22 protein-coding genes are annotated in these 20,904 nt (G+C 34.3%); 15 read left to right on the top strand and 7 right to left on the bottom strand.

What is annotated here, in order from left to right; all coding sequences use genetic code 11:
• Positions 1-36: 36 nt before the first annotated feature.
• From bamA to ACYQ3X_RS04005, 7 genes are read right to left on the bottom strand one after another with little or no spacing between them, the layout of a single operon-like run.
• A complete protein-coding gene (gene bamA, locus ACYQ3X_RS04035) occupies positions 37-2,283 on the bottom strand; it encodes an outer membrane protein assembly factor BamA (protein ID WP_460180544.1) in 2,247 nt (748 codons plus the stop codon).
• Between the two features lie 34 nt (positions 2,284-2,317).
• On the bottom strand, positions 2,318-3,697 hold the full coding sequence (locus ACYQ3X_RS04030; RefSeq protein WP_460180543.1) for a phosphomannomutase/phosphoglucomutase: 1,380 nt from the start codon (positions 3,695-3,697) through the stop codon (positions 2,318-2,320).
• Positions 3,678-5,090, bottom strand: a complete 1,413-nt coding sequence (locus tag ACYQ3X_RS04025) for a mannose-1-phosphate guanylyltransferase/mannose-6-phosphate isomerase (protein WP_460180542.1) — start codon at positions 5,088-5,090, stop codon at positions 3,678-3,680. The genes ACYQ3X_RS04030 and ACYQ3X_RS04025 overlap by 20 nt, the downstream gene beginning before the upstream one ends.
• Before the next feature lie 9 nt (positions 5,091-5,099).
• Positions 5,100-5,750 carry a riboflavin synthase gene (locus tag ACYQ3X_RS04020; protein WP_460180541.1) on the bottom strand — a complete coding sequence of 217 codons (651 nt, stop codon included), beginning with the start codon at positions 5,748-5,750 and terminating at the stop codon, positions 5,100-5,102.
• The gene (gene lepB / locus ACYQ3X_RS04015; RefSeq protein WP_460180540.1) at positions 5,750-6,355 is read right to left on the bottom strand and encodes a signal peptidase I; all 606 of its coding nucleotides are present in this window, start codon (positions 6,353-6,355) and stop codon (positions 5,750-5,752) included. Before lepB ends, ACYQ3X_RS04020 begins: the two co-directional genes overlap by 1 nt.
• Positions 6,356-6,363: 8 nt before the next feature.
• Entirely contained in the window at positions 6,364-8,145 is a 1,782-nt protein-coding gene (gene lepA / locus ACYQ3X_RS04010; protein ID WP_460180539.1) for a translation elongation factor 4, read from the bottom strand.
• Positions 8,142-9,050: an ROK family protein gene (locus tag ACYQ3X_RS04005; RefSeq protein WP_460180538.1), complete on the bottom strand. Its 909-nt coding sequence runs from the start codon at positions 9,048-9,050 to the stop codon at positions 8,142-8,144. Before ACYQ3X_RS04005 ends, lepA begins: the two co-directional genes overlap by 4 nt.
• 182 nt (positions 9,051-9,232) lie before the next feature.
• Between ACYQ3X_RS04005 and ileS the strand changes: the two genes are divergently transcribed.
• From ileS to ACYQ3X_RS03930, 15 genes are read left to right on the top strand one after another with little or no spacing between them, the layout of a single operon-like run.
• A complete protein-coding gene (gene ileS / locus ACYQ3X_RS04000) occupies positions 9,233-11,926 on the top strand; it encodes an isoleucine--tRNA ligase (protein WP_460180537.1) in 2,694 nt (897 codons plus the stop codon).
• Positions 11,907-12,350: a signal peptidase II gene (lspA, locus tag ACYQ3X_RS03995; RefSeq protein WP_460180536.1), complete on the top strand. Its 444-nt coding sequence runs from the start codon at positions 11,907-11,909 to the stop codon at positions 12,348-12,350. The genes ileS and lspA overlap by 20 nt, the downstream gene beginning before the upstream one ends.
• On the top strand, positions 12,347-12,754 hold the full coding sequence (gene tsaE, locus ACYQ3X_RS03990) for a tRNA (adenosine(37)-N6)-threonylcarbamoyltransferase complex ATPase subunit type 1 TsaE (RefSeq protein ID WP_460180535.1): 408 nt from the start codon (positions 12,347-12,349) through the stop codon (positions 12,752-12,754). The genes lspA and tsaE overlap by 4 nt, the downstream gene beginning before the upstream one ends.
• Positions 12,755-13,606, top strand: a complete 852-nt coding sequence (locus ACYQ3X_RS03985; protein WP_460180534.1) for an NAD(+)/NADH kinase — start codon at positions 12,755-12,757, stop codon at positions 13,604-13,606.
• Positions 13,591-14,295 carry a uracil-DNA glycosylase gene (locus ACYQ3X_RS03980; protein ID WP_460180533.1) on the top strand — a complete coding sequence of 235 codons (705 nt, stop codon included), beginning with the start codon at positions 13,591-13,593 and terminating at the stop codon, positions 14,293-14,295. Before ACYQ3X_RS03985 ends, ACYQ3X_RS03980 begins: the two co-directional genes overlap by 16 nt.
• The gene (locus tag ACYQ3X_RS03975) at positions 14,292-14,777 is read left to right on the top strand and encodes an HIT family protein (RefSeq protein ID WP_460180532.1); all 486 of its coding nucleotides are present in this window, start codon (positions 14,292-14,294) and stop codon (positions 14,775-14,777) included. The genes ACYQ3X_RS03980 and ACYQ3X_RS03975 overlap by 4 nt, the downstream gene beginning before the upstream one ends.
• Positions 14,778-15,380: a D-sedoheptulose-7-phosphate isomerase gene (locus ACYQ3X_RS03970; RefSeq protein ID WP_460180531.1), complete on the top strand. Its 603-nt coding sequence runs from the start codon at positions 14,778-14,780 to the stop codon at positions 15,378-15,380. It begins immediately after the preceding gene.
• Positions 15,380-15,916: a crossover junction endodeoxyribonuclease RuvC gene (ruvC, locus tag ACYQ3X_RS03965; protein WP_460180530.1), complete on the top strand. Its 537-nt coding sequence runs from the start codon at positions 15,380-15,382 to the stop codon at positions 15,914-15,916. Before ACYQ3X_RS03970 ends, ruvC begins: the two co-directional genes overlap by 1 nt.
• 4 nt (positions 15,917-15,920) lie before the next feature.
• Positions 15,921-16,493 (top strand): Holliday junction branch migration protein RuvA, encoded by a 573-nt coding sequence (gene ruvA / locus ACYQ3X_RS03960; RefSeq protein WP_460180529.1) that lies wholly within the window; start codon positions 15,921-15,923, stop codon positions 16,491-16,493.
• The gene (gene ruvB, locus ACYQ3X_RS03955; protein ID WP_460180528.1) at positions 16,483-17,460 is read left to right on the top strand and encodes a Holliday junction branch migration DNA helicase RuvB; all 978 of its coding nucleotides are present in this window, start codon (positions 16,483-16,485) and stop codon (positions 17,458-17,460) included. The genes ruvA and ruvB overlap by 11 nt, the downstream gene beginning before the upstream one ends.
• Positions 17,460-18,005 carry an epoxyqueuosine reductase QueH gene (locus ACYQ3X_RS03950; RefSeq protein ID WP_460180527.1) on the top strand — a complete coding sequence of 182 codons (546 nt, stop codon included), beginning with the start codon at positions 17,460-17,462 and terminating at the stop codon, positions 18,003-18,005. Before ruvB ends, ACYQ3X_RS03950 begins: the two co-directional genes overlap by 1 nt.
• Positions 17,998-18,213, top strand: a complete 216-nt coding sequence (locus ACYQ3X_RS03945; RefSeq protein WP_353686936.1) for a DUF2905 domain-containing protein — start codon at positions 17,998-18,000, stop codon at positions 18,211-18,213. The genes ACYQ3X_RS03950 and ACYQ3X_RS03945 overlap by 8 nt, the downstream gene beginning before the upstream one ends.
• 2 nt (positions 18,214-18,215) lie before the next feature.
• On the top strand, positions 18,216-19,205 hold the full coding sequence (locus ACYQ3X_RS03940) for a SpoIID/LytB domain-containing protein (protein WP_460180526.1): 990 nt from the start codon (positions 18,216-18,218) through the stop codon (positions 19,203-19,205).
• Complete coding sequence (gene queA, locus ACYQ3X_RS03935; RefSeq protein ID WP_460180525.1) at positions 19,192-20,226, top strand: tRNA preQ1(34) S-adenosylmethionine ribosyltransferase-isomerase QueA; 1,035 nt, start codon at positions 19,192-19,194, stop codon at positions 20,224-20,226. Before ACYQ3X_RS03940 ends, queA begins: the two co-directional genes overlap by 14 nt.
• Entirely contained in the window at positions 20,223-20,876 is a 654-nt protein-coding gene (locus ACYQ3X_RS03930; protein ID WP_460180524.1) for an SPOR domain-containing protein, read from the top strand. The genes queA and ACYQ3X_RS03930 overlap by 4 nt, the downstream gene beginning before the upstream one ends.
• Positions 20,877-20,904 lie beyond the last annotated feature (28 nt).

Here is a 20,904-nt window from a genome sequence, read left to right as displayed (position 1 = left end):
TCCTAAAATATTTATAAAATTCACACAACTTTTCAATTAAAAGAACGAACCAAAACCAAATTCAATCTTTGACTTTGACTCCCCCTCCTTTCGGTTAAGATTTATTCCATAGTCTATTTTTACAGGACCAAGTGGTGAAAACCATCTAAAGCCAAATCCTGATGTATATTTTATATTAGAGCCAAATTTTTCACCTTCATTATATCCTTTGCCCATGTCAACAAATATCAGTCCTTTAAGTTTCATTTCACTTACTATTGGAAAAAGATATTCAATATTGAATATCAATGCTCTTTTTGCTCCAATTGGTTCATTTTTACTGTCCTTTGGACCAGCCTCGCCATATCCCACACCTCTTATTGTATCAAGACCACCAACATAAAATCTTTCATAAAGTGGATATTTCTTTCCAAAAAGAGTATCAGACATGCCCAGCCTTCCCCTTAAATGCAGAGTTGATTCCTCAAATATTGGTAAATACCAGCCAAGATCAAGCAAACTTTTCCAAAAACCTGTATCTCCACCAAGACCTGCTGTGGTAACACTTAAAGAGTATCTTCTTCCTGTGCTTGGATCAATATAACTGTCACGAGTATCATTAATTATCTGAAAAGTAACAGCACTTGTAAGAAGCCTCCCCTCCATATCCTTAATTACTGTATCAGCATCTGTGGCAACATTTGTAACCTTTGACTTTTCAATATCATAGGTTATTGAAGCAGACCAGTCTTCTCCATATCTTTTCCCGAAAGTAAAAGACAGTCCTGTTGCATCTCTTGTATAGTTCACATACTCTCTTTTTTGCCTATAAACATTAAATCCAAAAAGAAGAGGTTTGTCCATAAACCATGGATCTCTGAAAGCTATAGTATAATAAGAACTTCTTCCACCAAGCTCTCCTCTCAGAGTTAGAGAATAGCCTCTACCAAATAGATTGTTTTGAGTAACATCAACCATACCAATAAGATTGTCAATAGAGCTATATCCACCACCAATTGTTAAAAATCCTGTTGGTTTTTCTTTAACATTAACATCAAGGTCAACAGTTTTTTTATCAGGATCAGGTTTTTGATTTATGTCAACAGTTTCAAAATATTGAAGATCTTCCAGTCTTTTTTTGCTTTTCTGAATTTTTGATGCAGAATACTCATCTCCTTCATCAACTCTTATTTCTCTTCTTATTACTTTGTCAACTGTTTTAACATTTCCTGAAATATTTACCCTTCCAATGGTAAATTTATCCCCTGGTTTGAGATTGTAAATTACATCAACTGTTAATTTTTCATCATTTGGAAGAACATCAGGAGAAACACTTGCAAGGGCATATCCACGATCAGAATAGAATGAAGTTATTGCTTCCACATCTTTACGCATTTTAGCTTTACTGAAAATTTCACCAGGTTTTAGTTTTATAAGCTCTTTAAGTTCCTGCTCTTCTTTGCTGTCTTTGTATCCTGCAAGTTTAACTGAAGATATTTTAAACTGCGGACCTTCAGAAATCGGGATTGTTATTGTCATCCATTTTTTATCCTGGGAAAACTCCAGCTTTGGCTCTCCAACAGAGACTTTGAGATATCCATTGTCATAGTAAAGGTCCTTTATTTTTTCTAGATCCTGCATCATTTCATATTTTTTGTAAAATCCGCTTCCTGTGATAAAGGAGTAAAATTTTCTCTCAGAGGTTGCCATAACTTTTTTAATTTTTCTTGATGATATTGCTTTATTACCTTCAAATTTTATCTCTTTTATCTTTACTTTATTGCCTTCATCTATGACATAGGTAAGTTCCACTTCCTGTTCTGTTTTTTTCTTAATAACAGGAACAATTTTAGCAAAATAATAACCTTCAGACTCATAAAAGGCTTTGAGTTTTAACGCATTGTCATTTATAAGAGTTACATCTGCAATAGCTCCTGCAGTTATGGCAACAACTTCTTTTAATCTGTCTTCATCATACTCTTTATTTCCTTCAAAGCTTACTTTTACAATTGTAGGCTTTTCCTTAACAGTATAGATTACCTTTACTCCACCTTCAAATGGTTCAATATCAACTTTTACATCCTCAAAATATCCCATTTTGTAAATTGATTTAATGTCTTCAGATATTTTTTCCTGAGAGATAACTTCTCCAAGTTTAAGAGAGATTTTATTTTTTACTGCAGCTTCTTCAATTCTTTTGAGTCCTTTTATCTCAATTGCTGTAACTACTGGAAGTTCCTGAGCAAAAGAGTTTAATGTAAAGAGAAAAATAAAAAAAATTACACCTACCATCACTCGTTTCATAAAAAACCTCTCTTTTAAAAAGTTTTTAAGTATATCATAATATTTTGAAAAATTGAAATACTTCAAAAAGCTTTTGATGAACAATAATTTTTATCTCTTCAATCTCATCTTCTGTTTCAGCCTCAAACCTTAATACTAAAGCAGGCTGGGTATTTGAAGCCCTTATTAAAGCCCAGCCTTTTGGAAAATTTACTCTTACTCCGTCAGTGAAATTGCATTCATATTGTTTAAAATATTCCTTAATCTTTTCTACAATCATGAATTTTTTTTCATCAGGACAATCAATCCTTATTTCTGGCGTGCTTTGCATTGTTTTTACTCCGCTTAAAAGTTTTTTTACTCCATAGGGTTCACCTGATTTTTTTATAATCTCTATTAATCTCAATGCTGCATATATGGCATCATCATATCCGAAATATCTGTCACTGAAAAATATATGCCCGCTCATTTCACCTGCAAGCACTGCTCCTTCTTCTTTCATTTTTTTCTTTATAAGAGAATGTCCTGTTTTCCACATAATTGGAACTCCACCAGATTTTGCAATCTCTTCATACATTATCCTTGAACACTTAACCTCTCCAATTATTTTCGCCTGAGGAAGCTTTTGTAAGATGTCTTTTGAAAATATAATCATCAATCTGTCTCCCCAGACAATATCACCAGCTTCATCAACAACTCCTATTCGGTCTGCGTCACCATCAAAGCCAATACCAATATGAGCTCTTTCATCTATTACAGTTTTTATTAAATTTTGAAGATTTTCAAGCACTACAGGATCAGGATGATGATTGGGAAATCTGCCATCAGGCTCACTGTAAAGCTCTATAACCTGAGCACCGAGTTTTTTCAGAATCAATGGAGCAACTACTCCTGCAGTTCCATTTCCAGAATCAACGACTACTTTTATTCCTTCAAAAGAAGAAAATTGATCTGTCATGTAGTTAACATAATCATCAATTATCCTGTATTTTTCAATTCTTCCTTTTGTGTTAAAGTTGATAAACTCTTTTTTATCAATAATTTTTTTCAATTCTTTAATTTTTTCTCCATAAATCGTTTCCCTGCCAATACTCAGTTTAAAACCATTAAATTCAGGCGGATTATGACTTCCTGTTATCATTACTCCTCCATCTATTGAAAGCTTAAAAAGTGAAAAATACTGAAGGGGCGTGGGACATAAACCTATGTCAATGACATCTATACCGCATTCTGTAATTCCTTTTAATAAGGCATTTTTTAAAGCCTCTGATGAAACTCTTGCATCCATTCCAACAGAGAACTTTTCAGGTTTTTTTCCAAGCTCTTTAGCTGCCAGACAAACAAAGGCTTTTCCAATTAAATAGGCAACATCTTCGGTAAGATCCTTACCATAAATGCCTCTTATGTCATATTCTCTAAATATTCTGTCTTCCATAGGCATCCTCAAATCTTTTTATATCATCTTCTTCAACATATTCTCCAACCTGAACTTCTATTATTTCAAGCGGGATTTTACCAGGATTTTCAAGTCTGTGAAGTGTACTCTTTGGAACATATATTGATTCATTTTCGTGAACAAATTGCTCTTTTTCACCAATCTTTACCTTAGCAGTTCCTTTTACAACAACCCAGTGCTCTGATCTGTGATGATGCATCTGAAGAGAGAGGCTGGCTCCAGGATTTACTGTTATTCTCTTTATTTTATATCTATGTCCTTTTTCAAGAAGAGTGAAACTTCCCCATGGTCTGTAGACAGTTGTATGCTCTTCAATCTGTGGAGAAGCCTTTTCAGAAAGAATTTTTACAATTTCTTTAACTTTCTGACACTCACCTTTCTTTGCAATAAACAGTGCATCTTCTGTTTCAACAACCACTGTATCTTTAAGCCCTAAGGTTGTAATTAATCTTTTATTGCCAACAATCAGGCTTCCCTTTGTCTCTATGTTTAAGGAATCTCCTATTACTGCGTTACCTGCTGAGTCTTTTTCAAGGATTTCATAAAGACTTTCCCATGAACCTATATCTGACCAGAATATGTTCATAGGAAGAAGTGCTGCTTTGTCTGTTTTCTCCATAATTGCATAATCAATTGATATGTCAGGAAGATTATGAAAATCATTTAATACTTTTTCATAAGGTCTATCAAAAATTTTACCAAGCTCAGGTGAACATTTTTTAAATTCTTCCACTATGGTATCAACTCTGAAGGCAAACATACCTGAGTTCCAGAAATAGTTCCCATCTTTAATGTATTTCTTTGCTGTTTCAATGTCAGGTTTTTCAACAAATTTTTCCACTCTGTAAAAGGTTTCCCTTTCTGGCATCTTTACTTTTATATATCCATAACCTGTTTCAGCGCGAGTTGGTTTTATGCCAAATGTTACAATATATCCTCTTTTAGCTATCTCTTCTGAAGCTTTAATATAGCTTATGAATTTTTCATCAGGCTTAATTAAATGATCAGATGGACACACAAAAAATACTTCCTCTGGAGCTATTCCCTTTTGCATTGCGTATTTTAAGGTTAAAGCAATTGCAGCAGCTGTATTTTTTGAAGTAGGCTCAAGAATTATTTCAAAGACAGGTTTTTTTGTTAATTTTTTTGAGATTTCCTCAAGTTGGTTGATTACATAAAACTTGTGTCTTTCATTTGTTACAATAAAAATTTCTGCATCTTTATAAAGATAAAGTCTTTTTAATGTTTTCTGGAAAAAGCTTTCACAGCAATTGCCTTCAGTAGGAAGTTTTAAAAACTGTTTTGGAAAGTTTTTTCTTGACAATGGCCATAGCCTTGTTCCAGAGCCTCCTGCAAGAACTAAAAATTTCATCTCAACTCCTTAAATATAATCATAATCCTTAAGTTTTTCAAGAAGCTGTTTTTCTTTAATATCTTTTGATTGATTTACAAATTTTTCTACATATTTTGCAATTATATCAGATTCAAGGTTAACAGAGCTTCCAATTTTTTTAAATCCCAATGTGGTCATTCTTGCAGTGTGAGGAATGAGCACAACTGTAAAGGAGTTTGAATATAAATCAACAATTGTAAGACTTACTCCATCAACAGCAATAGAGCCTTTTTTTATGCAATATCTGAGAATTTCTTGAGGAGCATCAATTTCTATTTTTAGATCATTCCCTATTTTTTCAATTTTTTTTATTTTTCCTATTCCTTCCACATGTCCGCTTACAAGATGTCCACCAAGAGGTGTATTAAGAGTAATGGCAGGCTCTAAGTTAACAGGATCATCTTTTTTTAGTTCACCAAGAGTTGTTTTCTGAAGTGTTTCATGAGAGACATCAAAAGAAATTACACTTTTTGATTTATCTATTTCACAAACTGTAAGGCATACTCCATTAACAGATATACTGTCGCCAATCTGGGAACTTTTTATTAAATTTTTGGAATATATTTTTAATCTTGCTCCATGAGCAAGCTTTTGAATTTCATAAACTTTTCCAAGTTCAACAATTATTCCAGTAAACATTACTTTATAATTTTACCAATTCTTTCAAGTCTTGGTTTATGATTTTCATTATCCCATGACCAGTATATAATAAGTGCCTTACCTTTTACATCCTTCAGGTCAACAAATCCCCAGAAACGGCTATCATAGCTTTGGTCTCGGTTATCTCCCATTACAAAGAATTTTCCCTTTGGAACTTTTACAGGTCCAAAATTGTCTCGGGGATCAAGCTCTCTTGGATGAATGTATGAATCAGTGTATCTTGCATATGGTTCTTTAAGCTCAACTCCATTAACAAAAACCTTTTTATTTTTTATTTCTACCACATCTCCTTCAATGCCTATAACTCTTTTTATAAAATCTCTGCTCGGATCTTCAGGATATTTAAAAACTATAATGTCTCCTCTTTTTGGTTTTTCAAAAACAAGAACTCTTTTATCTGAAAAAGGTGGATGAACTCCGTAAATAAACTTGTTTACCAGAAGATGATCTCCTATCAAAAGTGTTGGAATCATTGAACCTGATGGTATTTTAAAAGCCTGAACAATGTAAGCTCTTATAAAAAGCGCAATTAATATGGCAATACCTATACTTTTTATGTATTCAAGAATTTTTTTAGCAGTCATTCTTCCTCCTATTCAACTTTTAAAACTGAGAGAAATGCTTCCTGTGGTATTTCAACTCGTCCAATTTGCTTCATTCTTTTTTTCCCTTCTTTCTGTTTTTCAAGAAGTTTTTTCTTTCTCGTCACATCACCTCCATAACATTTTGCTAAAACATTTTTTCTGAGCGGAGCAATACTTTCCCTTGCTATAATTTTTCCACCAATGGCAGCCTGAATTACCACCTCAAAGAGCTGTCTGGGAATTACGCTTCTTAATTTTTGTGCTATTGCTCGAGCTTTATAGTAAGCCTTATCTTTGTGAACAATGACTGACAGAGCATCTACCTGTTCTCCATTTATGAGTATGTCAAGTTTTACAAGTTCAGAGGCTCTGTATCCGATTAGTTCATAATCCATTGAGGCATAGCCCTTAGAAAGAGATTTAAGTTTATCATAAAAATCCCATAAAATTTCATTCAATGGCATTTCATAAACAAGAAGAATTCTGTCCTTTGTGATATAGGAAAACTCTTTCTGAATTCCTCTTCTTTCTTGACATAGCTTTAAAATTTCTCCTACAAATTCTTCAGGAACAATTATAGAGACTTTCATAAAGGGTTCTTCAATTCTTTCATAAATTTTTGGCATCTTACTGGGATTATCAATAAGATGCTCACCCTTTTTATCAACAATTTTATATCTAACTGTTGGTGCTGTACTTATAAGAGAGAGATTAAACTCTCTTTCAAGCCGCTCTTTTATTATCTCCATGTGAAGCAAGCCTAAAAATCCGCATCTGAAGCCAAATCCAAGAGCTGCTGATGTTTCAGGTTCAAAGAAAAATGAAGAATCATTTAGTCTCAATTTCTCAAGTGCTGATTTCAATTCTTCATATTGATTGGTTTCTACTGGATAAAGTCCGCAAAATACCATTGGTTTTACTTCTTTAAAACCTGGTAAGGGTTCATTTGTAGGAGCCTCTACAAGAGTGACTGTATCTCCTATTTTTGTATCAGAAATGTTTTTAATTCCAGCAACAATGAATCCCACTTCACCTGCTGAAAGTTGCTGTATGTCTTTTGGGAAAGGAGTAAGAATACCAAGTCTTTGAACTTCATATTCTTTTTTTGTTGCCATCAATTTTATTTTCATTCCTGGTTTTATTGTTCCATCAAAAACTCTCACAAGAATAATAACTCCTAAGTAGTTATCAAACCATGAGTCAAATATCATTGCTCTGAGAGGAGCCTGTGGATCTCCTTTTGGAGGAGGAATTTTCTTTACAACTACTTCAAGAATTTCTTTAGTTCCAACTCCTTCTTTTGCAGAAGCCAGTATTGCCTCTGAACTGTCTATTCCAAGAATTTCTTCTATTTGTTTTTTGACTCTCTCTGGGTCTGCCTGAGGAAGGTCAATTTTATTTATTACAGGAATTATTTCATGATTGTGCTCTATTGCAAGATAGGCATTTGCAACAGTTTGAGCTTCCACTCCCTGTGTTGCATCAACTACGAGAAGACTTCCCTCACAGCAGGCTAATGAACGGGATACTTCATAGGAAAAATCTACATGTCCAGGAGTATCAATAAGATTCAAAATATAAGTTTCACCATCCTCAGCTTTATAATTCAGTCTAACTGCATGGGCTTTAATAGTAATGCCTCTTTCCCTTTCAAGATCCATTGAATCAAGGATTTGTCCCATTTTTCCGCCAAGATTGACAGCTCCTGTAAACTCAAGAAGTCTGTCAGCAAGGGTTGATTTACCGTGATCTATATGGGCAATTATTGAAAAGTTCCTTATTTTTTTCATTGATTTCTCAGAACTAAGACAGCTCCCAAAACTCCACCATTGTCTAATAGTGTAGATGAAGTTATTTTAACTGATTTGGCAAGTCCTTTCATTGCTCTTTTTTGAGCTTCCTGAATGGCTGTTTCAATATAAATGTTTACTGCCTGTGAAAGTCCTCCGGTTAAAATGATTTTTTCTGGAGCAAAAATATTTATTAAATTTGCCATTCCAGCACCAAGAGCTTTACCTGCTTCTTTGAGCACATTTCTACAAACAGTGTCACCTTCCATTGCTGCTTTATATATGTCTGAGGAAGATGCTTTATAAAAATTTCCTTCATAAATTTCTTTAATATAACTTTCTTCACCATTTTCAAGTTTTTCTATAAAGTTGTCTTTTATTGCTCTGGCTGAAGCATAAATTTCAAGACATCCTATGCCACCACAACTACAGGATTTTCCTTTATAATCAATACTCATATGTCCAACTTCCATTGGAAACTGAGCAATTTTACCATTTAACCATAAACCACCGCCAATTCCTGTTCCAAGCGTAAGAAGAATAAAATTTTCAATACCTTTACCTTCTCCAAACATGGCTTCTGCAACTGTTGCCACATTTGCATCATTGTCTATCTTTACTTCCACATTATACCTGTTTTTTAATTCTCTACCTAAGGGATAATTATTGAAAAATGGGATATTAGATGCTTTAATTACATTGCCTTCAATATCTACCAGACCTGCTACACCCACTCCTATGCCAAGCACAGTAAATTCATCAATAATTCTGTCTACTTCATCAATAATTATTTCCATTGGATTATTGCCAGTCGGGAATTTACATATTTTTATAATTTCCCAATCTTTTGAAATTACTCCAATTTTAATGTTAGTGCCACCTATGTCAATTCCGATGTAATACATAAAGAAATATTATATCACACTCTCTATTATAGGTAAAACAATGTTTTTATTTCTATCGGCAATTTAAGGATTTTAAAAGAGGCAATCGGGATGTTTGAATTTTGGTAAAATATTGTGGTATTCTTTAATTTATGTCTCAGGATTACAAAAATACTCTTAATTTACCTCAGACAGGATTCCCTATGAAGGCGAATCTTGCTGAAAGGGAACCTGCAATTTTAAAATTCTGGAAAGAAAACAGAATATATGAAAAACTTCAGGACAAAAACAGGGCATCTGGAGGAAAATGTTTCATTCTTCATGATGGTCCTCCCTATGCCAATGGTCATATTCATATCGGGCATGCTTTGAACAAAATTCTCAAAGACATAATTGTTAAATATCATTCAATGCTTGGGCAGTACTGTCCCTTTGTTCCAGGCTGGGATTGTCATGGACTACCAATTGAGCTACAAGTAGATAAATCCCTGGGAAAAGAAAAAGAAAACATTGATATTTTAAAAAAACGTCAACTATGCAGAGAATATGCTGAGAAATTTATAAATATTCAAAGGGATGAGTTTATTCGTCTTGGAGTTTTTGGTTACTGGGACACACCTTACATAACCATGTCTAATGACTATGAAGCTATAATTGTAAGAGAATTTCTTACTTTTGTTAAAAATGGCTATGTTTATCGTGGTAAAAAGCCTGTTTACTGGTGTCCTTCCTGTGTGACAGCACTGGCTGATGCAGAAGTTGAGTATGCTGAGAAAGAGTCTCCTTCAATATTTGTAACATTTGAAGTTATTGATAAAGAGAAATTGCCAGTTAAAGATTTGCCATTATACATTGTGATATGGACAACAACTCCATGGACTTTGCCTGCAAATCTTGCTCTGGCAGTTCATCCAGATTTTGATTATGTGGGAGTAAAAACTTCAAAAGGTGTGATCATAGTTGTGAAGGAAGCTATCAGGAATTTAAAAGACAAAGTTGAAATAGATGAAACACCTCTGTTTGAGATTAAGGGTAAAGAGCTTGAGGGAATAAAGGCTAAACATCCTTTCATAGATAGGGTTTCAAAGGTAGTAGTTGCTGATTTTGTTGAAATAGGAGAAGGCACAGGAGTTGTTCATATTGCACCAGGGCATGGTGAAGAGGACTATGAGGTTGGTTTAAAATATGGACTTGATATTTATGCACCTGTTGATGATAGAGGAAGATTCACAGAGGATGTTCCTTATTTTGCTGGTGAAAATGTTTTTAAAGCAAACAGGGCAATAATAGAGCATATGAAGGAAAATGGCTCATTACTCTGGCAGGGTAGCATCACTCATTCTTATCCTCATTGCTGGAGATGTAAAAAACCAATTATTTTCAGGGCAACAACGCAGTGGTTTATTTCAATGAATCATAGAGAGCTTCGTAAGAGGGCTTTGGAGGAAATAGACAAAGTAAGATGGATTCCTTCATGGGGTAGAGATAGAATCTTTTCAATGGTTGAGAGAAGACCAGACTGGTGCCTTTCCCGTCAGAGAGCATGGGGTGTGCCGATTACATTATTTGTCTGTAAGAAATGTGGACACATAGTAAATGATGAAAAGTTATTTGATAAAATTTGTAATCTTGTTGAAATGGAAGGCTCTGATGTATGGTTTAAACTCAACCTTGAAGATTTGCTTCCAGAGTATAGCTGTCCAGAATGCGGTTCAAAGGATTTTCAAAAAGAAAAAGATATTCTTGATGTATGGTTTGACTCTGGAGTAAGTCATGCAGCAGTTCTTGAGAAAGACCCGAGGCTAAGCTGGCCTGCTGATATGTATCTTGAAGGAAGTGATCAGCACAGAGGATGGTTTCAGAGTTCATTAATAGCTTCACTGGGAAGCAAAGGAAGAGCACCTTATAAGATTGTTCTTACTCACGGATTTACAGTTGATGGACAGGGAAGAAAAATGTCTAAATCTCTTGGGAATGTAATAGCTCCACAGGAGATTATAAAAAGTAATGGAGCTGATATTGTAAGACTGTGGGTTTCAGCAGAAGATTACAGAGATGACATAAAACTTTCCCAGGAAATTCTTCAAAGACTTACAGAGGCTTACAGAAAAATAAGAAACACATTGAGATATCTTCTTGGAAATATCTATGACTATGATGGTAAAGATTATTCAGAATGTCTTCTTGAGATAGACAGATGGGCAATGATGAGGCTTCAAAAACTAATTAAAAAAGTTATGCTTGCCTATGAAAATTTTGAATTTCATCAGGTTTTCCATGCAGTTCATAACTTCTGTGTTACAGATATGAGTGCCTTTTATCTTGATATTTTAAAAGACAGACTTTATACCTTTAAATCTGATTCACCGGAAAGAAGAGCAGCCCAATGGGTGTTATACAACATTGCTGAATCTTTAATTAAATTAATTGCTCCAATTCTTTCATTTACAGCAGAAGAAGCATGGCAACATCTTCCTTTCAGGAAAACAGAAAGTGTATTTTTAGAAAAAATGCCAGAAGTTCTGGAAAATTTTATAGATGAAGAGCTTCAACTCAGGTGGGAAAAGCTGATTGAGATAAGGGACGAAGTTAATAAAGCACTGGAGATAAAAAGGCAGGAAAAATTTATAGGAAACTCTCTTGAAGCAAAGGTAGTGCTTTCTGTTAATGAAAACCTAAAGAGTTTTTTAGAACCCTATTATGATTTTTTGCCGACTTTATTTATTGTTTCTCAGGTTCAACTGAATTTAGACTCCCAGGGCAGTGAATTTACTGTTACAATAGAAAAGGCTGAAGGAGCTAAATGTCAGCGTTGCTGGAATTATTCTACCATGGTTGGAAAGCTTGAAATTCCTGATGTATGTCCAAGATGTTATCATGTCCTTAAAAATTCATAAATCATTTATTTTGATTTTTTTTGTTCTTTTCCTTGATCAACTTACAAAATATCTTGCTATTAAGTTTCTATCTCCCAAAGGAGTAATTAAGCTTTTACCTTTTTTAAATCTTGTTTATGTTGAAAACACAGGAACAGCTTTTGGAATGTTCAAATTCTTAGGTGCGGAATTTTTTATTGTGATAGCTTTATGTGCCACAGTCTTTCTTGTTTATATGTATTTCAAGGATCCTAAAAACTGGTTGATTTACTCACTTATAATTGCAGGAGCTACAGGAAATATTATTGACAGGCTAATTTATGGTCATGTTATAGATTTCATAGATCTTCATCTGAAAAATCTTCACTGGCCAGCTTTTAATGTGGCTGATTCAGCTATAAGCATAGGAATTGCCCTTTTTATCTACAAGAGTCTGAAAAAATGAGGATTTTTACTTATTCAGAGAGAGAAACAAAAGTCTTGGGTAAAATGCTCGGAAGTTTTGCACAAAAACAGGGCATAAAAGTCATAGCTCTTTATGGTGAAATGGGAGCTGGCAAAACCATTCTAACAAAAGGGATTGCTTCAGCCTTTGGTATAGATGAAAAAGATATAGCAAGTTCAAGTTTTGTAATAGTTTCAAATTATTCAGAAGCAGGCTTCTGTCATATTGACCTTTACAGGCTTGACAATGTAAAAAATGAAGATATTGATTTATGGGAATACTTTGAGAGTTATACCTGTGTGATAGAGTGGGCAGAAAGACTCAATGAATTGCCTGAAAATACTTTAAAGATTAAAATAGATTTAGTTGATGAGACAACAAGAGTTTTTGAGATGGAGATCTAAATGTTTAAGAAACTTTCAATTCTTTACAAAGAAAATGATAATTCAGCCATAGAAATAGCTATTCAAGTTCAGGATTGGCTGAAAAATAAAGGAATTGAATGCATAGTTTTCCATTCTGTTGGAGTTTTTTCAAGCTTTAATCATTCTGAGATAATGGCAATTCAGAGTTCTGATGCAGTGGTTGTTCTTGGTGGAGATGGAACAATGCTCAGTGCTTCCAGACTTATTGGAGGAAAAAAAATTCCCATAATCGGAATAAATATGGGAAAGCTTGGATTCATAACAGAGATTCCAAGAACTGATCTATTTGACTCTTTGGAACAGATATTTTCAGGAAATTATGATATAGAAGAAAGAAGCATGATAAATGCTCAAATTCTGAGGGATGAACAAATAGTCAGTGAATATCTGGGACTTAATGACATTGTAATTGGTAAGGGTATAATGGCAAAGATTTCAGATTTTGGTTTGATTATAAACAATGTATATGTTTCCACAATAAAGGCTGATGGAATTATAATTTCTACACCAACAGGTTCAACAGCCTATAATCTCTCAGCAGGAGGTCCTATTCTTTATCCCACATTAAAAGGTTTGGTATTCACTACAATATGCCCTCATACATTGACTGTTAGACCTATTGTTCTGCCAGATGATTTTGTAATTGATGTGGTGATTTCTTCCCACGTTAAAGACATATTTTTAACAGTGGATGGACAGATTGGATTCCCTTTGCAGAAAAATGATAAAGTTAGATGCAGAATAGCTGATGAAAAAACCTATCTTATTGCACCCCCTGGTAGAGATTATTTCAGGGTTTTAAGAGAAAAGCTGAGATGGGGCGAAAGATAGACAATATCATTAATATCCTGAATTTTTATAAAACTTTGGGATTTAAAGATCTACCAGAGCAGTTTGTTCAGTCATTATTGTGCCGGTTTTCCGAGGTAGCAAACTGCGATGAATCTTCAAAACACGGGCAGTTATCAATTCAGGAACTGAATGAAGAAATCAGACAGTGTAAAAAATGTCCTTTGAGCAACTCAAGAAAAAATCCTGTATGTGGAGAAGGTAGCATTAATGCAAAACTAATGTTTGTCGGTGAAGCTCCAGGTGTTGATGAAGATTTGCAGGGAAGCCCTTTTGTTGGTGAGGCAGGTAAACTTTTAACAAGTCTGATAGAAAAGATGGGCTTTAAAAGACAGGATGTTTATATAACCAATACTGTAAAGTGTCATCCTCCAATGAATAGAGACCCTTTTGAAAGTGAGATATGCGCGTGTTTTGATTATTTAAAAAGAGAGATAGAGATAGTTTCTCCTCAAGTTATTATGTGTCTTGGCAGAGTAGCAACATATACATTAATGGGTATGCATGGAAAACTAAAGGATTTCCATATATCCAGAATAAGAGGAAAAGTTTTCTTTTACAATCAAATTCCTGTTATTCCTACGTTTCATCCAGCCTATTTACTTAGAAACAGAAAAGATAAATGGCTCACGTGGCAAGATGCACAGCAAGCTTTAAGGAGGCTTAAATGAAGGTTTTATGGGCACCATGGAGAATTGAATATATCCTGGGACAAAAAGAAAAAGGATGTATATTCTGTGAAAAACCAAAAGAAGACAGAGACAGAGATAACCTGATTCTTTATAGAGGCAAGCTTTCTTTTATTATTATGAATAAATATCCATACAGTTCAGGACATCTTATGGTGGTTCCTTACAGACATGTGCACACTCTTGAGGAACTTAACACATATGAACTCACAGAGTGTATGATCCTTACAGTTAAATGCCTGAAATGTCTCAGAAAGGTAATGCATCCAGATGGATTTAATATAGGGCTCAATATAGGAGTGGTTGCCTCTGCCAGTATTGATGAGCATCTTCACTGGCACATTGTTCCCAGATGGGCAGGAGATGTAGGATTTATGACAATACTTGAGGATGTGCGGGTAGTTCCAGAGCATATTCTTGTAACATATGACAAACTCTATCCATGTTTTAAGGAGGAAGAATAAATGCAGATAGAAGAAAAAATAAGAAAAGCCTATGAAGATTCAATTAAGATTAAGGAGCAATTTTTCAAAGAAAATATTAATCTGATTAAAGAGGTTGCAGAAATTATTGCAAAAACTCTCAATGAAGGCAGTAAAATTTTAATCTTTGGCAATGGCGGAAGTGCTACAGATGCCTCTCATATTGCTGCAGAGTTTGTTAATAGATTTAAAAGAGAAAGACCAGGACTTCCTGCAATTGCTTTAAATACAGACATAGCTGTTATTACAGCAATAGCTAATGATTATGATTATTCTGAGATTTTTGCAAGGCAGATTAAAGCACTGGGAAACTCAGGAGATATTGCAATTGGAATAAGCACATCTGGTTCATCAAGGAATGTTATTAAAGCAGTGGAGGTAGCTAAGAAAAGAGGGCTTAAGACAATAGCCTTTACAAGCATAAGAGGTGAAAAACTGATTTCAAAAGTTGATTATGCCTTTGCAGTTCCATCAGAGGATACTCCAAGAATTCAGGAAACCCATATTACACTTGGGCACATTCTGTGCGAACTTGTGGAAGATATACTATTTGAGCTTCCAGCAACTAAAAAGAAAGTGAAATAATGATAGTCATAGGCATTGATCCTGGGAGCAGACATTTTGGCTATGGAATAGTGGATGCTTCAGCTGACCCCGGAGTAATTCAAAATTCAAAGTTCAAAGTTCAAAATTCAAAGTTTAATCATATGAGATTAATTAATGCTGATACTATAAATATTTCTCACAATGTAAGCCTGCCAGAAAGGCTTAAGTTTATCTATGAATCTTTATTACAGGTGATTGAAAAATACAATCCCTATGAGATGGCGGTAGAGAAAATATTTGCAGGTAAAAAAATTCCTTCTTCTTTTATTCTTGGATATACAAGAGCAATAGCCTTTTTAGTGGCAGCTCAAAAAAATATTTGCGTTTACGAATACAGTTCTACAGAAATAAAAAAAGCTCTTACTGGATATGGAAGGGCTCATAAAATTCAGGTTAAAAGCATGGTTTATAATTTATTGAATATTGATAAAAAAATTTCCTATGACTGTGCTGATGCTCTGGCTGTGGCAATATGCCATATTCATTCAAGAAAGCTTTTAAAAGTGTTAAAATAAATAAATGCTTGACTTTATAAAAGGTAAGGCTGTTACAGTTAAACCTGACAGAGTTGTTATTCAAACAGGCGGTGTTGGTTACTCAGTAAAAATCCCAATTAGAATTGCCAGATACATCAACACAGGCGAAGAAGTTAAGATTTATACTTCTTTGATTTTAAAGGAGGAGCTTATAGAGGTTTACGGATTTTTAGATAGCTCTGAAAGAGATCTCTTTGAAGAATTAATAAAAATTTCTGGTATTGGTCCAAAAATGGCAATAAATATTCTTTCAACATATGATAGAGAAACTCTTTATAAAGCAGTTGAGCAGGAAGACATAAAATCACTGAGCAAGATTCCAGGAATTGGTAAAAAAACTGCTCAGCGAATCTTTCTTGAACTGAAAGGAGTTTTGCCTTCTTTAAAATATGAAAAAGACCAGAAATATGAAGATGTTTTATCAGCTTTGATAAATCTTGGATATAAGAGGTTACAGGCAAAGGAAGTTCTTGATAAAATTTATGATAAAGAAAAAGATGAAGCAACAATAATCAGAGAGTCTTTAAGTATCTTAGCAGGGAAAGATGGAAAATAATGAAATATTAGATATAACACTCAGACCAAGAACATTAAAGGAATTTATAGGTCAGAAAAAAATCAAAGACAATATTGAAGTTTTTATCAAGGCTGCTCTCATAAGGCAGGAACCTCTTGATCATGTTCTTTTCTGTGGTCCTCCAGGACTTGGGAAAACAACTCTTGCCTCAGTGATAGCAAATGAGCTGGGTGTTAACATTAAAAGCACATCAGGTCCTGTTCTTGAAAGAGCAGGGGATGTTGCGGCAATTCTTACAAATCTCTCTGACAGAGACATTTTATTTATTGATGAGATTCACAGGCTTCCCAGAGTTGTTGAGGAAATTCTTTATCCTGCTATGGAAGATTTCACTCTTGATATAATTGTTGGTCAGGGACCCTCTGCTCGCTCAATAAAGATAAATCTTCCGAGATTTACACTTATTGGAGCTACGACAAGGACAGGCTTGATTACATCTCCTTTAAGAGACAGATTTGGGGTTGTATTCAGACTTGAGTTTTACAATCATGAGGAGCTTAAAGAAATTGTAAAAAGATCAGCGAAAATCCTGGGAATTTCCATACATGAAGATGCGGCAATAGAGATTGCAAGAAGGTCTCGTGGAACTCCGAGAGTGGCAAACAGACTCCTTAAGAGAATAAGAGATTTTGCACAGGTTCAGGATAAAGAAATAATAGATTTAAGCATAGCAAGACAGGCTCTTGCTGCAATGGATGTTGATAATTATGGACTTGATGAGATGGACAGAAAAATTCTATTAACAATAATTGAAAAATTCAATGGTGGTCCTGCTGGTATAGAGTCAATTGCAGCTTCTCTCAGAGAGGATAAGGACACAATTGAAGATGTTTACGAACCCTATTTAATGCAGGAAGGCTTTATTGAGAGAACAGCGAGGGGTAGAGTGGCTACTCCTCTTGCGTATGAGGTTTTGAAAAAGAAGATTCCTGAGAGATTGTTCTAATGAAAATACTTCTTCATACATGTTGCAGCAATTGCGCTATTTATCCCATAGAAGTTCTTACAAACAAGGGATTTGAGATAACTCTATACTGGTATAATCCCAATATTCATCCATACACTGAATACAGAGCAAGAATGGATTCCTTAAAAAAGCTTGAGCAACTCTGGAGTCTGAAAGTAAATTATGACGACAATTACAAGGAATTTTACAAATTCTTAAGGGCTGTGGCAGGAAAAGAAAAAGAAAGATGCGAAATATGTTACAGAATAAGACTTGAAAGAACGGCTCAAAAAGCCAGAGAATCAGGAATTGAAAACTTTACAACCACTTTGCTGGTAAGTCCATATCAAAAATTTGATAAAATAATAAAAGTCGGGAATGAATCAGGCAAAGAATTCGGCATTAATTTTATTGCTGAAGACTTCAGAGACGGATTTAGAAAGGCAATGAAAACTGCATTAGAACTTGAACTTTACAGACAAAAATATTGTGGATGCATATATTCAGAGGCTGAAAGATATTTAAAGAGGATAGATTATGAATGAGATTGGAAAGTTTTTAATTCTTGTTGGAATAATAACAGTTGTAATAGGTTTAATTCTTATGTTAGCAGGAAAAATTCCTTTTATTGGTAGACTTCCTGGCGATATTGTAATTGAAAAAAGAAACTTTGTATTTTATTTTCCACTTGGCACATCAATACTTTTAAGCATCATCCTTAGTCTGATATTTTACCTTTTAAGTAAAAGATGAGCATGAGGGAAGTAGTTTTATCAATTCTGATTACTTTGCTCTTTACTGTTCAGCTCTATGGATTGGACAGAAATGAGAATTCTTACATAAGAGTGCTCATAGGAGATAGAAGACCTACTTTGAATGATTTAAAAAAAATAAAAAAAGTGGCAGCAAAAACAATTATAGATGGTTCAACTTATTCTGGCGAAATTGAGATATGGAAGGGTTCTGAAGGATATTTTCTAATAAATGTTGTTCAGCTTGAAGACTATGTAAAAGGAGTTGTTGCATCAGAAGTTGGGATTGAGTGGCCAGAGGAAGCTCTTAAAGCTCAGGCTGTTCTGGCAAGAACTTATGCTGTGGCACATATTATCAGAAACAGAACGAGAAATTTTTACGATGTTACATCTTCAGTATTTCATCAGGTTTACAGAGAAGATGAAGGAAATGAGAAAGTAGAAAAAGCTGTTAATGAGACAAAGGGGCAGGTACTTACCTATCAGGGTGAACCTATAATGGCTTTTTATCATGCCTGTAGTGTAGGACGCACTGAAGAGCCAGAAGAAGTTTTTGGCAAAAAATATCCTTATTTAAAGTCTGTAGAGGTTCCATCAACACCATCACCCTATACCATATGGGAAAAAAAGATTTCTTTTGATGTTCTAAAAAAAGCTTTATCAATGGAGAAAATATCAGATATTAAAATATTAAGTTACACTACAACTGGAAGGGTAAAGGAAGTTGAGTTCAGTGATGGAAAAAACAAAAAAACAATAAAAGCAACTGAGTTAAGAAGACTTCTACGCTGGACAGCAATTCCGAGCACAATGATTAAATCTATAACAGTGCAGGAGGATGGAGTTGTTTTTGAAGGAAGCGGATACGGTCATGGAGTTGGGATGTGTCAGTGGTGTGCTTTTCAGATGGCAGAGGAAGGAAAAAATTATAAAGAAATACTTCAGTATTTCTATCCTAAAACAGAAATAACCGCAATTAATGAAAATAACTGAGCTTGATTATCCATTGCCAGAAGATTTAATTGCTCAGAAGCCTCTATCAGAAAGAGACAAAGCCCGCCTTCTTGTCCTTCATAAACAGACAGGACAGATAGAGCATAAAATTTTTTCTGAGATTGTAGAGTATCTCTGTGAAGGTGATATGCTCATTATCAACAATACAAAAGTTATTCCAGCAAGACTTATCGGGAAAAAACCAACAGGAGGAACAATAGAAATCCTTATGGTCAGGCAAAAAGAAGCCTCACCTCAGAACGTTGTATGGGAAGTAATGACAAAGGGAAGATATGAAGGAGAAGTTTTTATTGATGAAATTAAAGCTGAAATTAGAACTAATTGTGATGGAAAACAGATTATTTTCAGGATGACTCCTCAGGATGTAAAAAAACTTATAGATGAAAAAGGTTTCATGCCTTTACCACCATACATCAAAAGACAGCCTGATGAGTCTGACAGAAAACATTATCAAACAGTGTATGCAAAGGCGAATGGCTCTATAGCTGCACCTACAGCAGGACTTCATTTTACAGAAGAACTTCTTGAAAATATAGCAAAAAAAGAAGTTAAATTAAGGGAAATAACTCTTCATGTGGGTGTGGGAACTTTTAAGCCAATTAAAGTGGAAAATTTAAAGGAACATAAAATGGAGTCTGAATATTTTGAAATGGAAAGAGCTTTAATAGAAGAAATATATTCAGTTAAAAAAAGGGGTAAAAAAATTTTTTCAGTTGGCACTACAACAACAAGGGCATTGGAAGGTTATGCTTCAGGAATGTATGAAGATATGGGATCTGATGAGCATAAAATAAGAGGCAAGACTGATATTTTTATTTATCCAGGGTATAATTTTAAGATTGTGGATGCATTAATTACAAACTTTCATTTACCAAGGTCAACTCCTCTTGCATTGGTTTATGCCTTTTGCAGCTCTGAGAAGGTTAAAAAGGCATACATGGAAGCCATAGAAAAAGGGTATAGATTTTTTTCCTATGGTGATGCTATGTTAATCATATGAAACAAAAAGGTGAGGAACTTTTAGTGATAAACAAAAAAATCTTTTTTTTCATATTATTCGGAATTGCTCTTGCTGGAATTGCGGTTGGTTATACCATTGGTTATATTACAACTCCTGTAAAGGAAGTGTATATCAGCAGAACAGAAGATTCTGAAAAAACTGTGTTATCAACAGCTGTAGGAACAGCTTTTGCAAATAAACAGGAAGCTTCTACACAAAAAGGTGAAATCAAACAAGAACAAGCTCAGCAAAGTGATGAAAAAAATAAAGTTAAACCAGAGATTGAAATAGCACAAAATACCATGCAGACTAAACAGACTGAGACAAAGAGTCAAACTAAAAGTTCAGAACAAAAGGTTAAAACGCAAAATTTTGAAAAACCTGTAAAGCCAGTTAAACATAAAACTCATAAACAGATTTTTTATACCATTCAGGTTGGTGCTTTTTCAGATATGGTAAATATTCAAAACTTACAGAAAAGACTTAAAGAAGCAGGATATGATAGCTTTATGATAAAAGAGGATTTGTATAAGTTGAGAATAGGTAAATACAGAAAATTTTCTCAGGCTAAAAAAGTCTCACAGGAATTGCATTTTAGAGGATTTGAAAATTTCATACTTAAAATAGATTATAAAGGAGGCAAATCATAGCACGCATATTAGAGCTTGACGAGGAAAG

It is taken from the genome of Thermodesulfovibrio sp. TK110 (assembly GCF_054658355.1).
The sequence above is the reverse complement of the archived record's forward strand: the minus strand, read 5'-3'. Positions and strand labels throughout refer to the sequence as shown.